16 protein-coding genes are annotated in these 18708 nt (G+C 67.2%); 5 read left to right on the top strand and 11 right to left on the bottom strand.

Features of this window, described 5'->3' with window-relative positions; genetic code table 11:
- The first annotated feature begins 15 nt into the window (after positions 1-15).
- Positions 16-645 (top strand): hypothetical protein, encoded by a 630-nt coding sequence (locus H6717_31645; GenBank protein MCB9581627.1) that lies wholly within the window; start codon positions 16-18, stop codon positions 643-645.
- Between the two features lies 1 nt (position 646).
- Here the strand turns inward: H6717_31645 and H6717_31640 are convergent, their stop codons facing one another.
- Positions 647-1537, bottom strand: coding sequence for a hypothetical protein (locus tag H6717_31640; protein ID MCB9581626.1), 891 nt, complete (start codon positions 1535-1537; stop codon positions 647-649).
- 131 nt (positions 1538-1668) lie between these two features.
- Here H6717_31640 and H6717_31635 point away from each other — a divergent pair, with 131 nt between their 5' ends.
- Positions 1669-2622, top strand: coding sequence for a hypothetical protein (locus H6717_31635; protein ID MCB9581625.1), 954 nt, complete (start codon positions 1669-1671; stop codon positions 2620-2622).
- 94 nt (positions 2623-2716) lie between these two features.
- Here the strand turns inward: H6717_31635 and H6717_31630 are convergent, their stop codons facing one another.
- From H6717_31630 to H6717_31605, 6 genes are all read right to left on the bottom strand, one after another.
- Entirely contained in the window at positions 2717-3628 is a 912-nt protein-coding gene (locus H6717_31630; protein MCB9581624.1) for an AraC family transcriptional regulator, read from the bottom strand.
- A gap of 9 nt (positions 3629-3637) precedes the next feature.
- The gene (locus tag H6717_31625) at positions 3638-4363 is read right to left on the bottom strand and encodes a TetR/AcrR family transcriptional regulator (protein ID MCB9581623.1); all 726 of its coding nucleotides are present in this window, start codon (positions 4361-4363) and stop codon (positions 3638-3640) included.
- Positions 4360-7410 carry an efflux RND transporter permease subunit gene (locus H6717_31620; protein MCB9581622.1) on the bottom strand — a complete coding sequence of 1017 codons (3051 nt, stop codon included), beginning with the start codon at positions 7408-7410 and terminating at the stop codon, positions 4360-4362. Before H6717_31620 ends, H6717_31625 begins: the two co-directional genes overlap by 4 nt.
- Entirely contained in the window at positions 7407-8438 is a 1032-nt protein-coding gene (locus H6717_31615) for an efflux RND transporter periplasmic adaptor subunit (protein MCB9581621.1), read from the bottom strand. The genes H6717_31620 and H6717_31615 overlap by 4 nt, the downstream gene beginning before the upstream one ends.
- A gap of 268 nt (positions 8439-8706) precedes the next feature.
- On the bottom strand, positions 8707-9309 hold the full coding sequence (locus H6717_31610; protein ID MCB9581620.1) for a hypothetical protein: 603 nt from the start codon (positions 9307-9309) through the stop codon (positions 8707-8709).
- Between the two features lie 88 nt (positions 9310-9397).
- Positions 9398-10084, bottom strand: a complete 687-nt coding sequence (locus tag H6717_31605; protein MCB9581619.1) for an SDR family oxidoreductase — start codon at positions 10082-10084, stop codon at positions 9398-9400.
- A 61-nt stretch (positions 10085-10145) separates the two neighbouring features.
- On the opposite strand from H6717_31605, the gene H6717_31600 reads away from it, so the two are divergent.
- Positions 10146-11009, top strand: coding sequence for a LysR family transcriptional regulator (locus H6717_31600; GenBank protein ID MCB9581618.1), 864 nt, complete (start codon positions 10146-10148; stop codon positions 11007-11009).
- A gap of 16 nt (positions 11010-11025) precedes the next feature.
- Complete coding sequence (locus H6717_31595) at positions 11026-12726, top strand: DUF885 family protein (protein ID MCB9581617.1); 1701 nt, start codon at positions 11026-11028, stop codon at positions 12724-12726.
- 84 nt (positions 12727-12810) lie between these two features.
- Here H6717_31595 and H6717_31590 read toward each other — a convergent pair whose 3' ends face one another.
- Genes H6717_31590 through H6717_31575 form a run of 4 tightly spaced genes read right to left on the bottom strand, consistent with a single transcriptional unit; the run spans position 12811 to position 16273 of the window.
- The gene (locus H6717_31590; protein MCB9581616.1) at positions 12811-14520 is read right to left on the bottom strand and encodes an IgGFc-binding protein; all 1710 of its coding nucleotides are present in this window, start codon (positions 14518-14520) and stop codon (positions 12811-12813) included.
- Positions 14521-14528: 8 nt separating this feature from the next.
- Positions 14529-14885, bottom strand: coding sequence for a hypothetical protein (locus H6717_31585; GenBank protein MCB9581615.1), 357 nt, complete (start codon positions 14883-14885; stop codon positions 14529-14531).
- Complete coding sequence (locus tag H6717_31580; GenBank protein ID MCB9581614.1) at positions 14882-15892, bottom strand: YihY/virulence factor BrkB family protein; 1011 nt, start codon at positions 15890-15892, stop codon at positions 14882-14884. Before H6717_31580 ends, H6717_31585 begins: the two co-directional genes overlap by 4 nt.
- 6 nt (positions 15893-15898) lie before the next feature.
- Complete coding sequence (locus H6717_31575) at positions 15899-16273, bottom strand: hypothetical protein (GenBank protein MCB9581613.1); 375 nt, start codon at positions 16271-16273, stop codon at positions 15899-15901.
- Between the two features lie 168 nt (positions 16274-16441).
- Between H6717_31575 and H6717_31570 the strand changes: the two genes are divergently transcribed.
- Positions 16442-18691, top strand: a complete 2250-nt coding sequence (locus tag H6717_31570) for a DUF3160 domain-containing protein (GenBank protein MCB9581612.1) — start codon at positions 16442-16444, stop codon at positions 18689-18691.
- The last annotated feature ends 17 nt before the right edge of the window (positions 18692-18708 follow it).

Below are 18708 nucleotides of genomic sequence, written 5' to 3'. Positions count from 1 at the left end.
TCGCCTGGATCAGCGATGAGCAACGGTGACGACTTCCCGGCGTGCCGCGCGCGCAGCAGCCAGGACACCCTCGCCTTCTTGGACCGGTTCCGGCCTGGTGCGCAGGCCGAGGTGCGAGGTCAGCTTTCCCCGGAAGTGCTGGACATCATCGACTCCACGCTGCCATCCGGTTGGATCCCCATCGAAGCCGACGCGGCCATGGGGCGCGCCGTCTTCGAGCTGCTCGGCTCGGAAGGCTCGCGGCGCTTCTGGACGCGATTCACCGCCCATCACGTGGAGTCGCCGCTGCTCGCAGGGCCGGTCCGCGCTGCTCTTCGGCTCCTCGGCACCACTCCCGCGTCGCTCATGAAATGGATGCCGCGGGTGTTCCCCACCGTGTTTCGCAACGTGTTCGACGTCGAGGTCGTCCGACTCGAAACGAGCTCCGCGTGGCTGCAGTTTCGCGTTCACTCGGAAGTGTTCTGGAAAGAGCCCTTCTATGCCATCGTCCTCGAGTCCGTAGTCCTCGGTTTCTACGAGATCACCAAGGTGGCCGGCAGCGTCGATGTCTCCCGCAACGAAGCCCAGCGGGTACTGCGTTTGAACGCAACCTGGGGCCCGCGCGGCAGCGTGCCTCCCAAGCGTGCAAAGACCCGCTCCCAGTAGCTCAGCGCTTGGCCAGGCGCTCGAGCTTTTGCTGATATTTCTTGCGCACGCCGGCATCGTGAGGAGACAGCGCACCCTGGCGTTCCGCGAGGCCATACACTTCCAACGCCAACCGCAGCGGACGCTCCGGGTGCTCCCGATCGCGCACCAGTCCCAGGTTGTTGGCGATGGCGGAAGCGACCCCGACGCTCTCCGCGCTGTCCGCGGCTTGCAGCAGACGTTCCAGCGTTGCGCGAGGCTCTGCGAGAGCGAGCAGCCTCGGGATCCCACTGGCGGCGTCGGAATACAGAGTGAGCTGCGCAAGGGCTGGCAAGACGTGCATCAGTTGCTCGACCTCGGCTTCCGAACGCCCCGCTACGAGCTCAGAGAGCACGTCGCTCTCCGTCGTCGCCAGCAGTGTCAGCATGCGTTTCAGGAGCGGGTCCTCCTTGCTCCACGAGTCTTGCTGCACCACCCGCACGACTTCAGTCACCACACGGAGAACCCCGGGCTGCCCTGCATGCTGCTTCAGCGAAGCCTCCAACTCCGGGGTCGCAACGCCAAGTAGCGCGCGGCGATCACGTACACTCGCTTCGTCCTCGGCGTCGTGCCAGCACCCGAGCACGAACAGCACGGCCTGTTGCCCGTGGAGCTTCTCGAGGAAGGCGTCGAGACTCGCATGAAATGCAGCCAGCCCGCCCGCTCCCGCGATCTCGCTGTCGAACACGTCCCCGGCGCTCGTGAGCTCGAGGTGTCGCGGCCCCCACCACGCTTGGCGTAGCGCCACGGGCTTGTTGCGGATCAAGGCCTTGCGCCTCGCCTCCTCCACGTCACTCCGAAACCAAACCGCCATCCACGCGGACTTCGGGAGTCGCCCATCCGGCGGAGTGCGACCCGTGACCAGGAACTCCATACCCCTGAGGTAGCTCAGCTCACGGCGCCACGAAATCGTGGATCCACCACCACTTTGCGAGCGCGCGCGCCTGCAACACGCAAGAGCGGGCAGCGCTTGATCGCAGCGCGCCCTTCGTGTCGAATCAGCGAATGGATCTCATCGTCCCGCCGCCGGAAATTGCCCGCGCCGGCCTCCGCATGTTGAAGATGGTGGCCATGGCCGACGGCGAGCTCCATGACCTGGAACGCCGCCTGCTGGAGGGCGCCCAAGAGCACATCCTGCGTACCGACTTCGATCTGGACGCCCTGGAGCCGATCACGCCCGAGGCCCTCGCAGAAGCCGTGCCGATACCGGAGCTTCGCGAGCGCATCCTGTCCGCCGCCGTGATCATGGCCCTGATCGATGGAGAGGCGACGGAGCCCGAAGGCAAGCTGCTTCGAACCATCGCCGACGCGTTTGGGATCCAGAGCCAGGCGCTGAAAGACGTGCAGCGTCTGATCGACAAGCACCTCTTGATCGCGCGCATCGACATCGCGCGCCGCGCGTTCATCGGACAGCGCGCCCGCGCCTATGTGAGCGAACAGGGCGTGCGCGGCTTCGTGCGCGCGCTCAAGGGCGTCTTCGGCATCGAGGACGCGAAGCTCGCCGCCCGCTATCGCGCCCTGGCCGACAGCCCGCCGGGTACGCTGGGCCGCGGCTACTACGACTTCGTCACGAAGAACGAGTTCTCCTTCCCCGGAGAGAAGAACTCCGGGCCGGAGGTCATCCTGTTCCACGATTGCGTGCACGTGCTCACGGAGTACGACACGAGCAGCATCGAAGAGACGCAGATCGCGTCCTTCCAGGCCGGCATGCTGAAGAAAGATCCGCTCTTCGGCATGCTGTTCATGCTCGCCCAATTCCACCTCGGAGTGCAGGTCACGCCCACCACCGGACCCGAGAAGCTGGTGGCGGACCCCAAGCTCATGCTCGAGGCCTTCGTGCGCGGCACCCAGGTGAACCGCGACCTGTGCGTGGATTGGAACCCCTGGGACGACTTCCATCGTCCCGTGGCAGAGCTTCGCCGCGAGCTGAACATCCAACCGCGCCGGTCCCACTCCTGAAATCGTCGATCCTTTTGTCGGTTCGGCGCGGCCACGACGGGATCGCGCCGGCCCGACAAGAAGACCTCACTGATGAGGCTTCGGAGCGACGCCCTCAAACGTGAAGCCCGGTGCGGGCGGCGCGGCGGTAGGCGCCCGGAGCCTCGCCCACGGAACGCTTGAAGGCTTTGCTGAAGGCCGCCTCGCTGCCGTAGCCCACGCGTTCGGCGACTTCCGCCACGGCGGCACCATCTCGCAGCAAGCCGGCGGCCGCGCGCATGCGACGGCGAGTCAGGTAGTGGAGCGGCGGCTCCCCCACCAGCGTGGTGAAGCGATCCGCGAAGGCCGAGCGCGACATGCCCACCTCGCGGGCGAGCGTCGCGACGGTCCACGGGCGCTCTGGGCTCTGATGGATGAGGCCGAGGGCGCTCGCGATGTGGCGCTCCCCGAGGGCCCGCAACCATCCGACGTCCGTCTCCGCGTTTTCCGTGAGGTGCGTACGGGCCACCTGAACGAAGAGCGCCGTCGAGAGCAACCGAAGCACTGCTTCGGCACCCGGGCGCTCACGATCGTGCTCGTGTTCCATGAAGGCGAGCAGCGGCTCGAGGCACGGCGCAGCGCGCCCCCGTTCACCCCGCACGACGACTCGCTGCGGCAGGATCCGGAGCACGGGGTTTTCTTCCGAGCCCTCCAGATCGAGCACGCCCCCCACCACCGTGCACGTGGGCGCCGGACCACTCGCCAAAAGCCGAGCCACGTCGTCCGTGCCTCGAGGAAACACGCACAGGTCGCCCGGACCGAGGAGCGTGACGTCGTCCGTTTCGAGGCGGGCATTGCCCTGCACCACGGCAACGAAGGCCGTCCGGTTCTGAGGCTCGACGGCCACGCCACTGGGGGCAGCGAGCTCCATGCGTCCGTAGCACACGCGCGTCACGCGCACGGTTTGCAGTACGTCGGCGAGCACGGCGGACGCCGCGCAGACACGACCCAGCGGTTCGGGCTGGAAGACCGAAAGAGGTGCCGTCATGGTTTTGCCTCAGGCGTTCGTACAGCGAAGGCCTTCCCAGAGCGTGGAAAGCTGCGCCGCGTAGAGCGCGCCCACGTCCTTGGGATCGATGCGTGTGTGCCACAGCGGCGTGCCGAAGAAGAACGAGATGATGGTGCCCACGGCCACGTCCACGTTCACGCCCGCTGGCAGCTCTTTCTTGGCGATGGCGCGGGTGATGGCAGCGCGGAACATGGCATCGAGCTGGCACTCGTCCGCGCTGACGGCGGCATCTGCCAGCTCCGGGAACGCCTGCACGCGCTCCGCAAAGGTGAGCGCGGGAGGCTCGCAGTCTTCCTCTTCCTCCCCGTGCAGGGCCATGTGGCCGACGATCTCGAGCATGACCCGGGGGTTGTCGGCGATGCGCTCCGCGGTGTGGGCGAAGATGGACTCGATGTAGAAGACGCCGCCATCCGCCCCCGCTCGCTGCTCCGCGACGATCTGCACCTCCAGCGTCCAGATCTGGATGAAGTAGCGCAGCAGGTCGTCCTTCTTCTTGAAGTAGTTGAAGAACGTCGCTTCCGACACTTCCGCCGCGTCACACAGCTCCCGCACGGTGATGTCTGCGAGGGGCTTTTGCTTCAATCGCTCGAGCGCAGCGTCGAGCAGCGCGAGCTTGGTGCGGGCGAACTTCCGCTCGCGAAGGGGAATGGTGTCCCGCAAGTTCACGTCTGCGGTGTTGGCGACTGGGGGCATGTAGGGGGTTTCGTTCATCATACCGCGACCTCGGCTTCCGTCGACACAGGGAGGGGATTTTCCGGCTTGGACGCGCGCTCTTTGCCAAGCAGCACCAGGTAGAGCGCAGGGGCGACCAACAGCGTGAGCACCGTGGACGAGATCAAACCGGAGATCATGGCCCACGCCAGCGGCGGCCACAGGGAGGTGCTCGACAGGGCCAGCGGCAAGAGGCCGGCGACGGTGGTGGTGGTGGTCAATAGAATCGGCCGTGTGCGGCGCCGCACGCCTTCGCGCACGGCGGCCTCCACCGGCATGCCCTCGCGGCGCAGGCTGTCGATCACGTCGATGAGCACGATGGCGTTGTTCACCACGATGCCGATCAGCGCGAAGACGCCGAGCAGGCTCATGAAGCCGAAGGGTTGTCCTGCAAACACCAATCCCGGGACCACGCCGGTAGCTGCCAGCGGAATCGTCACCAGCACGATGAACAGTCGCCGGAAGGAGTTGAACTCCGCCAGCAGGATGAAGACCAGGAGCAGCATGCCGATGGGCAGCGTGCGGAGCATGGCTCCGTTGGCCTGACCGGACCCCTCCTTGGCGCCCGCCATTTCCAGGCTGACGCCGGGCGGCAGCTTCACGCCCGCGAGTCGTTGATCGAGATCTCCGAGAGCGCGGCTGAAAGGAACGCTCGGATCGAGCTCCGCCTCCACCCGCACCAAGCGCTTGCGGTCGCGCCGCTGGATCATCGCCGGCTGCCACTCGACGTTGGTGGTGCCGAGCTGCGCCAGGGGCAGGCGCGATCCCGCCGGGGTGGCCACGCCCAAGGTTGCGAGGCGATCCGCGGGCGTGCGCTCGCCATCGGGATTGCGGACCACGATGGGCACCAGGTCGTCCCCCGCCCGCAGCTCCCCCACCCGCGCGCCGCGGGTGGACGAAAGGAGCGTCTGGGCCACGGCGTTCCGGCCGAGGCCGTTGTCGAGGGCCACGGCGTCCTGCACGTCGAAGCGCAGCGTGGGAACCCCGATGCCGAGATCGTGGCGCACGTCGCGAGCGCCGGGCACCCGGCGCACGCTCGCGAGCACCGTTTCCGCGGCGCTGGACAGATCCTTCAAGTCGTCGCCGTAGAGACGCACCTCGATGGGGGCACGCACGGGCGGCCCTTGCTCCAGCGGCCGCGCCACCATTTCGAGCTCCGGCAGCTCTCTCTCGACGAAGCTGCGGAGCTCGGCTGCAACGGGCTCGACGTCGGCGTTGGTCTTGGTCGTGACCAAGAGCTGCGCCAGGTGCGGGCTCGAAGGACGATCCAGGAGGTTATAGTAGAACTTCGGCGTGGCGCGGCCCACGAATGCAGCGATGGACTCCACCCGTGAGTCCTCCGACAGCAGCCGCTCCACCTTCTGCGCCCGCTGGTCGATGGCATCGATGTGAGCGCCCTCCGGGAGCTCCAAGCTCACGACCAGCTGATTGCGGTCCGCGCCGGGGAAGAAGCGCTGCTCCACCCGCGAGGCGAGCAGACCAGACACGCTGACCGCCGCGATGGCGAAGGCGACCACGCTCTTCTTGCGATTCAGCACCAGGCCGCCCAGAAAGCTCCCCAGCCGCTCCATCCAGCCGTCGCTGGAGGTTCCGCGGCGCAACAACCAACCCCCGAGGACGGGGGTGACCGTGATGGCGAACACGTAGCTGATGGCCAGCGTGAGCATCACGATCACGGGGATGCTGCGGGTGAACTCTCCCGTGGGCCCCTCGGCCAACAGCATGGGCACGAAGGCGGCCAGCGTAGTGCCGGTGGCCGAGCCCAGGGGCCAAGCGAGCTCGCGAACCGTTTCCACGGCCGCTTGACTGCGAGGCATGCCGCCGTCCACGCGGCGCTGGATGCCCTCCGCAACCACGATGGCGTTGTCCACCAGCATGCCCAGGGCGAGCACCAGTGCGGCAATCGAGATCTGGTGCAGCACGCCGCCGCCCATCGCGTACACCCCGAGGGACGCCGCCGCCACCAGGGGGACCACGCTGCTCACCAGCAGGCCCAGGCGAAAGCCCATCGCGAGCACCAGTACGAGGGCCACGATGCCGACGCCCAAGAGCAACGACTGACTCAAGTCCGAGAGCCGGTGCTCCACGCGCGCCGGCTGAAACGTGAGCTGGTGGATCTCGAGGGGCGCGAGCGCTGGGCGTGCCTGGTCCACGGCTTTTTGCACGTGCTCGCCAAAAGCCACCACGTCGATCTTGCCGCGGGGCACCAGGCCCAGGGTCACGGCGGGCTCGCCCTGGAAGCGCACGCGCTCTCCGACGGGAGCCGCTTGCACACGGCGCACCTTCGCCACCTTGGAGAGCGGGACGCTGGCGCCCCCTGGGAGCATCACCGGCAGCGCCTGGATGTCCTCCACGGAGGCCAGCTCGCTGCTCGGCCTGAGCGTGGTCACGCGCTCCCCGGCGCGCACGGATCCGCCGGGAATTCCGCCGTTGTTGCTGCCGATCGCCCGGGCGATGTCCGCCTCTCCGATGCCCAGCCGGCGCGCCGCGGCGTCGTCGAGCTCGATGCGGATCTCTTCCGCCGGCGCACCGGCCGTCTCGACCCGCGTCACGTCCGCCAGAGCCAAGAGCTTCTTCTCCAGCGTCTCGGCAGCGTCCTTCAGCACCAGCGGATCGGGGGAGCCCGTGATGGCCAACACCACGCTCTGGTTGTCCGTGAGGTCGCGTTTGAGCTCCAGCGGCGGAACCTCCTTGGGCAGCTCGCGCTGAGCGCTCTCGAGCTGACGCTCCACCTCGTCCCAGGCGCCTTCGTGATCGGCCACGTCATCCCGGAGCTCCATGCTGATCACTGCCACGCCTTGGCGCACCGTGACCGACACGTGCTTCAGCTGCTCCACCTCCGCGAGCCGCTCTTCCACGCGATGGACGACCAGGCGCTCCACCTTCTCGGCGTCCGCACCGGGGTAGGGCGCAATGACCATGCCCCAGGTCGGAGGCATGCTGGGATCCTCTTGCCGCGGCATGGTCACGAAGGCGAGCACGCCGACCAGAGACAAGAGCAGGGCGACGGTGAGCACCAACCGCCGCGACAGGAGCAGCCGCGAGATCACGGCACCACCTGCACGCTGTCTCCATCCAACAAGAACGCGTGACCGGCGATCACGACTTGGTCCGAGACGGCCAGGGGCCCCTCCACCACGACCTGGTCCCCGAGCAGCTCACCCAACGAAACCGGCACGATTTCCGCTCGATCGTCCCGAACCCGGATCACGCTGGGGCGCTCCCCGGAGGGATCCCGCACGGCGGCGACGGGCACGGCGAGAGCCTTCTGTGCCGAGAGCTCGAGCACCGCCTCGGCCGTCATCCCGGCGCGCAGGCCACTGCTGTCGAGCAGCTCCACGATCACCGGGAACAGTCGCCCGGTGCCGGAAGCGGCCTGGCCGATTTGGCGCACCGTGCCCTTCAGGTTCTTCTTGCCGGCCAACGGAAGATCCACCCTTACGTCGGACTCCGGGGAGAGGTGCGCGAGGGTTTGCTCTGGAACCTGGATCTCGATCTCCAGCCGGTGATCGCCCGAAAGCTCGACGATGGACGTCCCGGGCGCGACCATTTCCCCCCGCTCGCGATGGACTGCGGCGACGATACCGTCGAAGGGCGCGCGGAGCACCGACTCGCCGAGCATGCGGCGGGCTTCACGCAGCCGCACCTGCATGGTGCGTTCCGAGGCCGCGAGCACGTCCACCTGGAGTGCGGAAGACTCGTGCTCCTGAGCCGAGATGACGTCGCTCTTCCACAGCCGTTCCGTGCGCCGCTGATCGCGCTTCTGTTGCGTGAGCCGCGCCTGCACCTGGTCGAGCTCGGCGCGGGTGCTGGATACCGCGTTCGACAGCGCCCGGGCATCGAGCCGCGCGAGCACTTGCCCCTTCTTCACGCGATCTCCCACCTGGACGGAGCGCGCGGTGAGCCGCCCGCCGAGGTCGAACGCCAACGTTGCCCGCTGGTGTGCGCGGAGCGTGCCGGGGTAGCGCTGGCCCCGCTGCTCCGGCGCCGCCGTGACCTTCGCCACCCGTACTCGGCGCGGCGTCTTCACCACCGTAGGCGCGCTCTCCGCCTTGGCACCGAGCAGTGGTGCAGCCAAGGCCGCGGAGGCGCCCAGGAGGGCGATGCCCCCAACACCAAGGGCCCAACGGCGCGCGCGCCGCCGTGAATTCGCTTTTATTTCAAACGGTTGCGGAGCAGTTGTGTTGTTTGCCATTATTTTATAGCTAACTCTAATTCCCTGAGAATTAGTGTCAACTATAAAAATATTGCTGGCTGTCGTTTGCGTCCGCAGCGGGAGTCCCGAGCCGAACCGAACGGAGGGTGTTGGGGTATGTCGGCCCGGCTCGGAACCCCGCGTTGGTCCCTTACTGCACCGTCACGCTGCCGGTCATGCTCGTGTGGATCGTGCAGTAGTAGTCGTAGCTCTGGGCGACGAGGAACTTCACACAGTACTCCTGGCCGACGAGCAAGGAGCCGGAGTCCCAGTTTCCGTCGGGCCCGTTCGTCGGATCACCGCTCGTCGTGGTGTGGGGTACCGCAGCGCCGTTCTTCCACTTCACGACGTCGCCCACGGACACCGTCACGTCCGCCGGGTTGAACTTGAAATTTCCGATGGTGCCTTCGATGTTGACGTTCGTGGTGGTCGTCGCCGAAGCGCAATCCACCACTTCGACGTTGGCTTGCCCTCCAGCGCCGGCCATGCCGGCGGCGCCGCTGCTGCCGGCCATCCCGCTGCTGCCCGCCATGCCGCCGCTGCCCGCCATGCCGCCGCTGCCCGCCATGCCGCCGCTGCCCGCCATGCCGCCCCCACCGGCGGCGCCGGACATACCGCCGCTGCCGGACATACCGCCGCTCCCGGCAGCTCCGCCCGAGCCCGAGCTGCCGCCACTGCTGTCATCGCTGCCACAGGCGGACACGGAAAGCGCGAGGCACGCGGCAAAGGCTAGAGTCGTGGAAAGGGTGCGCATGAGAAACCTCCAGGCAAGTCGTCTGCAAGAAGAGTGAATCCCACCCGGACGGGATCACAGACGTCGAGTTCCGACGGGGGTGTCGGCGTCACACCAGGCGGTGGCCGCCGTCCACGTGCAGCACGGATCCCGTGGCAAAGCCGCAGCTCAGCAGGAAAAGCGCCGCAGCTGCGACGTCTGCCGGCTGCCCCATGCGCCCCACGGGCAAGCGCTCCGCGTGGCGCGCGAACACTTCGCCTTTGCCGTCCCCCGCCAGCGTGTCCCAGATGGCCGTGTCGACCCAGCCGGGAGACACGGCATTCACGCGCACCGGGCGGAGCTCGACGCACAGCGCTCGCGTCAGCGCTTCTACTGCGCCGTTGGCCGCGGCGACGACGGCGCCGCCGGGGGCCGGCCGATGTGCCGCCACCCCGCCGGTGAGCAGCAACGAGCCTCCCGGTTCGAAGCGGGCGTGCTTTGCGATCAAGAGCGCCGCGACGATCTTGGAGTCGAGAGTGCGCCGCCAGTCCGCGACGTTTCCGTCCCGCACCGGCGTGTAGCGCGCGTCTACCGCGGTGAGCACGACGTGGTGCACCGGGACGTCGAACAGCCGCTGCACGTCGTCCTCCAGCGTGACGTCCGCCGAGAGCTTGCGCGCCGCCACCCGTGCCGCAGCGAGCCGTGCCGCGTTGCGACCCACGATGGTGACGGCCGCACCGGCGGCCACGCACGCTTCCGCGACGGCCAAACCAATTCCCGAAGATCCTCCAATCACGATCACTTTCTGGTCTTGCATGGCGGAAGAAGAACGTCGTCGGCTCTCGCCGTCATCAGGATGATCTGAGATGCTTCATCCCATGATTGGGACGATATCCCTGGACGACGTGAATCTGTTCCTGGCCGTGGCGGAGCTCGAGAGCTTCTCGCGAGCGGCGGAGCGGACTCGCGTGCCCACCAGCACCCTGAGCCGACGCATCCACGCCCTGGAGCAGGGACTCGGCCTGCGGCTCTTGCAGCGCAGCTCGCGCTCGGTGGCGGTGACGCCGGAGGGCGCGGCCCTGCTCGAGCGCGCGGCGCCGTTGATGCAGGAGCTGTGGGCGGCCACGGAGCTCGGCGACGACCGCGAGCTCAGCGGCCCCGTGAGAGTCACGGCACCGGTGAGCATCGGTGCCGACCGCGTTGCGCCGGCGCTGTTCGCCTTTGCGGCGCGACATCCCAAGGTCGAGCTCGAGGTCACGCTGGAGAACGCGACGGTGGACGTCATCGAGCGAGGGCTCGACTTCGCCGTGCGCGCGGCTCCCGTGAAGAGCGCGGAGTTGGTGGCGCGTCCGCTATGGAGCGTCCCTTTCGCTCTGGGCGCCTCCCGCGAGTTGGTGGCGCGAGAGCTCGGAGGCAAGCCGCGCATCTCTCGCGCGCGGGTCACGAAGCTCCCGGCGATCGTCACGCGTCAGAGTCCGCGTTGGCACCTCCTGCAACGCGGCCAGCCGCGGGTCGTACGGCCAGCGGCACGCGTGGTGGTCAGCGATCCTCGACTGGCCGTCGACGCTGCCCGCAAAGGCCTCGGTCTGGTGTGCGTTCCCGACAGCCTGCTCCGAGACCTCGTGCGCGTGCAGATCACCGGGCACCAGGTGGCGCCACGGGCGGTGTACGTCGTGTACCCGTCGCGACAGCTGCCCGCTCGGGTGCGTGCCGCCATCGAATGGCTCCGCGCCCACGGCTGACGTATGCTCCCGCGCCATGGCGGACTTCAAGGCTTTCACCGAGGCTTTTCACGCGCATTTCAGCCGCAACCCGAATCGCCGGGTGACCCTCGGGGTGGAGCGGGACCTGGGCGACCTGCCGGACCCGAGCCAGACGGAAATCGACGCACGTCTCGCCGAGGCGAAGGACCTCCTGGGTGAGTTGCCTGCCGCGGACAGCTTCGACGAGCAGCTGGACATGGAGCTCGCGGGACTGATGCTGGAAGCGGAGATCCACTCCGACAGCTATCGCTTCAACGACCGCACCCGCCTGGCGCAAATGCCCACCGCCGGGGACGACATCGGCAACGGCATCTTCATGCTGTTCGTCAACGATCCGCGCCCCGACGCCGCTCGTCTGGAGGACATCACCACGCGCCTCGAGCAGGTGGCGGACTACGTGCCCGCACTCCTCGCTCGTCTCGACACCCCCGTGGCGCGCTGGGTGAGCATGGACGTAGAGAAAGTGAGCGGCCTCGGTCAGCTGTTCGACACCGCAGAAGCCTGGGCCGAACGCGTGGGCTTTGCGGATCGAAAACGCCTGAAGGCCGCGCGCACCCGCGCAGAGGGCGCGCTCGAAAGCTACGTCAGCCAGGTCCAGGCGCTGCCGAGTACCCGTCAATTTCATCTGGGCCACGAAACAGCGCGCCGCATCGTGGATTTGCGCGGCATCGATCGTTCCTTCGACGAGCTCTTGGCCATGGCCAAGAGCTTCTTGGCGGACAACGCGGCCACCATCGAAGAGCTTCGAGGGCGCTTGGTGGGCAAGTACGATCTGCCCAAGGACGCCAGCGTGGAGGACCTGGAAAAGGTGCTGAACCAGCGCTACGCGGTGAAGCTCGAGGACGGCCGATTGGAGAGCGTGCTCGATCGCTACCAAGCCGAGCGCGACCGCATTCTCTCGTTCATTCGTGAGCGGGATCTGTTCCCCATCCCGGCGGATCAGGACATGGTGCTGTTGCGCACGCCATCGTTCTTGGCCCCCAGCATTCCTGCCGGCGCCATGGTCTCGCCAGCGCCCTTCCGCGCCGGCACCAAGACCAGCTTGGTGTACCTCACCCTGAGCGAAGAGCTCTTGGACGAGCACACCGAGCTGGCCATCCCCAACATGATGATCCACGAGGGGATCCCCGGGCACCACCTGCAGCTCGCCACTGCGGCAGGGCATCCATCCGTCATCCGGCGCCACATGGACGCCATGGACCAGGCGGAAGGTTGGACCACGCGTCTGGAAGACTACATGCTCGACGTCGGCTACCTGAGCGACCTGGCCGACGAAGCGCGACTGGTGGGCAAGCGGGACATCAATCGCATCGGGGCCCGCGTCGCCATCGATCTGTTCTTCATGACGGGCGACCGCAAGTACTTGGACGTGGGCGTGCGCTACGACGAAAGCTCTAGCGATCCCTTCGCCCTCGCCGGCAGCCTGCTCACCGCCGTCACCGGCTTCGTGCCGGGGCGCGTGCAGGCGGAGCTCAACTGGTACTCCCAGGAGCGCGGCTATCCGCTCTCCTACCTCACCGGCAACCGCCTCGTGCTGCAGCTGGAGCGGGACGTCGCCAAGGAAAACGCGGACGGGCTCGACGGGCTCGCGCTGGATCGCCGCTTCCACCAGGTGTTCCTGGAGTCCGGAAACATGCCGGTGCGTTTCCTGCGCCGCGCGTTCGAGCACGCGGGCTTGCTCTCCTCCGCTTCTTGATGTCGGGGCGGCGCGAGCCCCGTCGCGCCAAAGACTACACGGCACGGCGCGACGGGTATCGCGCCGTGCCAACATCAGGATGCGTCACCTGGGCTTGATCACGATGGTCTCCAAGTTGAGACCGCCGGGATACATGTAGCTCGTGTACGAAGCGTAGCCGTACACCACGATGCCGAAGTTCTGATCGCCCTTCATGGTGTGCACGCCGCCCGTGATCTTGTGGCGGGCCACTCCATAGCCGCTGCCGCCGATGGGCTGGAACTCGCTCGGGGGGATGGCAGTGCCGTCGAGCGTGATGGAAGCGCCGGCTGGGGCGACCACGTTGACGAAGTTGTAGGTGTACGTGGTCGGCGCCAAGAACGTGTACTCGAGGCGATACTGCTCGGTGGGGATGGCCACGGACATGGCCGGATCTCCGGCCTCCGCGTTGCCGGTGAACTCCTGCCCGGCGATGTACTGCGCGATCAGCATCTTGTTCGTGGCGGTGACGCGGAAATCCCCGGCGATGGGCCCGACCTCGATCCACTGCCCGGCGTTCAAGGTCACCGGGGCATGCATGGACGGCGGGTCGAACTGGATCTCGTTGGCGTCCGCGGCGGAGAGCACACGCACGTAGTGGTACGCGGGTGTCCCGGGACCGGTGCTGATGGAACCGACGTCCTGTGGCGAGGTGACGATCAGATCCTGTCCCAACGCGTCCACCGGAAAGATGGTCTCCTCCAGGTGGTCGCAGGCGCGCTTGTCGAAGGGAATGAAGGTGCAATCGTGCCCGCCCGACACGGCCACGGGCTTGTCGGCGTTCACGTAGGTCCCGGTGAGGTCGTACTCTTGGGGCGGCGGACAGAAGTAGTCCGTGGTCACGAGGGGCGGGATGCCATCCGTGACGGTCGTGCACTTCTTGCCCGGCGCGACGATCTGCTGGTCCGGCAGCTTCTGCGTGGTGAGCTGGAGCACGTCGCCGGCGTTCATCTGATACGTGGTCTCGGAACCGGCGGTGAGGGCGGTGACACCGGGACCGGCCGCCACGTTGGCGCTGGTGCGCACCTTCACGTTGGTGCCGTCTTGCGTGGCGGTGACGGACAGAAGACCCGGCAGGTTGGTCCAACTGGTGCCGCCGATCGGATCCTGACTGCCGAAGTGCAGCGCCGGATAGCTGACGACGTAGTGCTCACCGCGCATGGCACTCACGGGCAAGAGCAGCGAGGCGTCGTTGGTGTACGAATAGCACCCCAGGGGATCACCGGTGCAGCCGGGTAGCTGGAACTCCAGCGGATTGAACTGATACAGCGTGATGGGCACGGAGCTCGTCACGTGGAACGCGGCGCCCTGCGCGAGGGCGGAGCCGGACTGCAGCTCCATGGCCCAGGGCAGCTCCACGGTTTCGAGGCCACCGGGCTTGACCGTGACCTGAGCGACCTGCGAGCCCTTCTGCTCCACCGTGACGACCGCGTCCGTAGTCGTGGGGTTGGCGGCCACGATGGCGAACTTGAACTGCTTGTTGAGCTGATCGTTCATCGTCGCCGTGGGCCAATACTCGCAGCCGATGTAGCTCTGCGACGCGTTGGCGGCCTCGCAGGTCTGCGGCACGCCGCCGGGCTTGGCGCCGCTGCCGCCGGTGCCGGCGTCGATGGCGATGCCCCCGCCGCCGCCGGTGCCGCTACCGCCGGTGCCCCCCGAACCCGTAGTTCCGCTGCTGCCTCCGGGTGAGCTCTTGTTGCCACTCGCGGAGCACGCGAACGCGCCCCCGATGCCCGCCAAGATGGAGACGGCCAGCGCGAAAGAGCGCGTCTTCACGGTGCCGCTCAGATGCCGGGAGGACAGGGACCCGTGAGCGGAGCAGCAGGCTGCCCGTTCATGGAGGGGGGCGTGATGGAGCAGGTGCCATCTGCGTTCTTCATGACCCCGGGGATCGCCGTTGGCGTACCCGTGGAAGCAGCAGCGGGGTCCGTCGTCGTCGCCGGGGCGGGCGCAGGCTGCGTGGCCACCGGGGCGGGAGCCGGCGCGGGCGCAGGGGCCGGCGCGGGCTGCTGCTGATAAGTGGGCGGCGGCTGTTGCTGGTAGTAGCCCTGCGGCGGCGGCTGGCTCTGGGGCTCGGACTGGCTCGACCCGCAGGCGGTGACACTCGCGCCGACGAGGACGGCAAGAACGATGTGCTTCATGGGGGTATTCGAGCACGCCTCGAGTCCGCCCGCCAGGCCGATCCGCCGCGCACCAGCAGGCGCGAGACACGCTTGGGCGCGGAAGGTCCCACTGTGTCGGCCATGAACGCATGTCGCTCCCCCATCGGGCGCTCGGGACCGATGGTGGTGTCCACCTCGGTCTGGTGCTCCAGCTCCGCGTTGAGCTCGGCACCCAGCAAGATGGCGAGGCTGGAGAGGAACATCCAGAGAAGCAACACGATGGCCCCGCCGAGCGTGCCGTAGGTGTGGTTGAAGCGTCCGAAGCTCTGCGCGTACAGCGAAAACAGCCAGGACACGAGGAGCCAAGTTCCCGTTGCGAACACCGCGCCGAAGCTCACCCACTGCCAGCGTGGGGGCCTGCGGTTGGGCGCGTGTCGATACAGCCACGAGAGTCCCAAGATGAATGCGCCGCCAAGCGCCGGCCAGCGCAGCACGGACACCCAAGAGCCCACGTGCACTGGGAGCATTGGCGGCAACACGGCGATGAGGGCGATACTGATCACCACGAACACGATGGCGATCATGGTGAACCCCAGCGCCGTGGCGCGAACGCGGAACCAGCTGCGCGTCTCCTTCTCGTCGTAAGCGTGGTTGATACCGTCGATCAGGGCATGCATGCCACTGGAGGCGCCCACGATCGTGAAGACCAAGCTGGAGACCAGGCCGAAGCCGAGCTGCGTCCCGGAGCCCTGTACGATCTCCGACAGCTGCGTCATCACGACGCGGCGCGCGCTCCAGGGCAGAGCGGGCGCCATGTCTCGCATCTGACCGAGCACGTCGTGAGGATCGAACAGCAAGCCGTAGACGGAGACGACGGCAATCAACGCGGGGAAGATGGCGATCATCCCGAAGAACGCCACGCCGGCGGCTACGATGGTGAGCTTGTCGTCGAAGGCTTCGCGCCATACGCGCCAGCCGACATCCACGAGGCCGCGCCACGGGATTTGTCTCGGTGTTTTCGCCTCGCGGCCTCGCGCGTCGGTCATGGGCGGTCAGTCCGTCGGGAGCGTCAGTCGCGTCACCAAGCGGTCTTCGGTCTCGACCTCACCTTCCACGGCATCGAGCATGTTCTCCTCGCCTTCCCGGAGCTCGATCTGTTCCGGCGGCGTGCCTCGGGCGGAGCTCCGCTGGGTTTGGGTCGCCCGCTCCAAGAAGCGTCTTCCAAGCTCTTCCGGCCGTGCCGAGAGCGGCTCGCGGCGATGCTTGGGCTCGGGAGGCTTCCGCAGAGCGCGGCGCACGCTCCCGGCGCTCTCTGCCTCGTACTCACTCACGCCCCCAAGCGCCTCGACGGCGGGGCGGGCGGTCTTCTCTTCTCTCTTTGGCTCCGGCTGGCGGAGCCGCTGGATCGCTCTGTCTTCATTGTTCATGACCCCCGCAAAAACAGCATGCCGCGTGCCAAGGGTGCCGCGGCGGATCCCGCTGGTTTTCAATGAAAAGGCGGGGCGCTCCGCCACGTTGGTGCAGATCCGACCCGTTGCGGCATGGCGCTTGCTGACATCGATGTTGCCGTGTGCCACTCCCGCTTGGAGGCCACCATGACAACTCTCCGCAGCTACACGCTTTTGTCTTCCCTGCTGCTGGCGCTCGGGACTCCCGCCTGCAGCAGCGACGATGGCACACCCGGATCCGCGGATCCGAAGGGGGACCACCCTCAGCATCCGGGGACTCCCGTTCAGACCAGCCTCACGGAGCAGCAGAAGACGGAGCTGAATGACATCGATCAAGCGCTGGCGTCCGTGAAGGATCTGGACGCTGACGGCTTCAAAGAGAAGTACGCCGTCCCCTTCACCTCGAACCTCGGCTACGACCCCCTTGCGGCTTCCGGATTGGATCTCATCCAAGCGTCCAGCTTGGAGCTGAACGCCGACGAGAACGCCGCGCTGGGCAAGAACGGCTTCGTCATCAGCGAGCGGCACCGCTTCCCGAGCTTCGTGTACGGCTACAAGAGCATCTACCTGGAAGACCTTCCGGTATACGTGTCGGCGGACTCGATCTTGTACGCCGTGCACGAGTCCTACGACACCATCTTGGCCCAGCTGGAGCTGGTGTCCCTGAGCCCGACGTTGCAGCGGATGCTGGCGACCATGCAAAGCGCCCTCGCATCCGGCGCTGCCGCGGATCTTCCCAAGCAAGCGCGCTTGGACGCGGACCTGTACCTCAGCGTCGCCAAGAGTCTCTTGGCCGGCAGCTGGTCGCCGCCCGTGGCCGGCGGAGACGCGGACAGTGCCAAAGCCCTGTACGAAGGCGCCGTCGCCCACTCCGGGTGGAAGAACGTGGTGTTGTTCGACGTCTCGCGGGACGTCGACTTCTCCCAGTTCGAGCCGCGTGGTCACTACAAGGACAGCGAAGAGCTGAGCCGCTACTTCCGCGCCATGATGTGGCTCGGGCGCATCGACTTTCGCATTCTCGAGACACAGCAAGATCACTCTCAGGTCTTCAATCGCCGCCAGTTGGAAGCGGCCTACGTGCTGCGCGCGCTGATGAACGACCAGTCGATGAAAGACTGGAAGAACGTGGATTCGGCCATCGGCACCTTCGTAGGCGAGCACGACAACATGGTGCTGCCGGAGCTCGACGCATTGCTGGCCGACCTGGGCGTGGCGGACGCCGCGAGCCTCGCCGCCGTGGACGATGCCACCATCGCGCAGGCAATCACCGCCGGCGGCTACGGCACGCAGCGCATCTCCAGCCACATCATGATCAACGGCCTCGGCAGCGGGACCATGCCGCTCTCGAGCACCTTCCTGCTCTTCGGACAGCGCTACGTGCTCGACAGTCACGTGTTTTCGAACGTGGTGTACGACCGCGTTCAGGGCGGTTCGGTGAAGCGCATGATGCCGAATCCGTTGGACGTGAGCTTCGCCGCCCTCGGCAACGACCAGGCCGGCCTGCTGCTGGGGCCCGAGCTCGAGAAGTACTCGTACGCGTCGGATCTGGCGTCCATGCGCATCCTGGCCGACGCCCACCCCGCGAGTTACTGGCAGGAGAACCTGTACAACCTGTGGCTGGGCGCGCTCAGAACGCTCTCTCCAGGGAAGGCCCCGGCCGGCCTGCCCAGCGTCGCGGGCACCGAGGCCTGGGGTCGGCGGCTGTTGAACACCCAGCATGCGTCCTGGGCCGAGCTCCGCCACGACACCATTTTGTACGTGAAGCAGTCCTACACCGGTGGCGCGAGCTGCGACTATCCAGACGCCTTCGTGGATCCGTATCCCGAGCTCTACGGCAAGATCGCCGAGATCGCGTCGCGCGGCGCCGCGCTCACGGCCTCGCTGGACTACGGCAACAATCCTGGCTTCCAGAGCTGGGTCTCCGGCTATTTCGACAAGACGCAGGCGACGGCGCTCACCCTGAAAGCCATGGCCGAAGAGCAGCAGAGCGGCGCACCCCACAGCGCGGAGCACATCGCGTTCATCAATCAGGCCGTGGTCATCCAGGAGGGGTGTGGCGAGCCCTCCGGCTTCGACGGTTGGTACGCGAGCTTGTTCTTCAATCCCGCCAAGGCCATCGAGCTCGACCCCGTCGTGGCCGACGTCCACACCCAGCCCACGGACGAGGGCGGCGCTCCCGTCGGCCGCGTGCTGCACGTGGGCACTGGCATGCCGCGCACCATGGTGGTGACCACCAACGGCTGCAGCGGACCGCGCGCCTACGTGGGTCTGGTCTCCAGCTACTTCGAGAAGATCACCGAGAACTTCGAGCGCCTGGACGACGAGCAGTGGTCCAGTGATATCTCCGCAAAGACGCCGGACGACGTCCCTTGGATGCAGCCCATCGTCGTGCGCTGAGCTGCTATCTTCGGGCC

Source organism: Polyangiaceae bacterium, assembly GCA_020633235.1.
Taxonomy (GTDB): domain Bacteria; phylum Myxococcota_A; class Polyangia; order Polyangiales; family Polyangiaceae; genus JACKEA01.
This window is presented reverse-complemented; position numbering and strand designations above follow the sequence as displayed.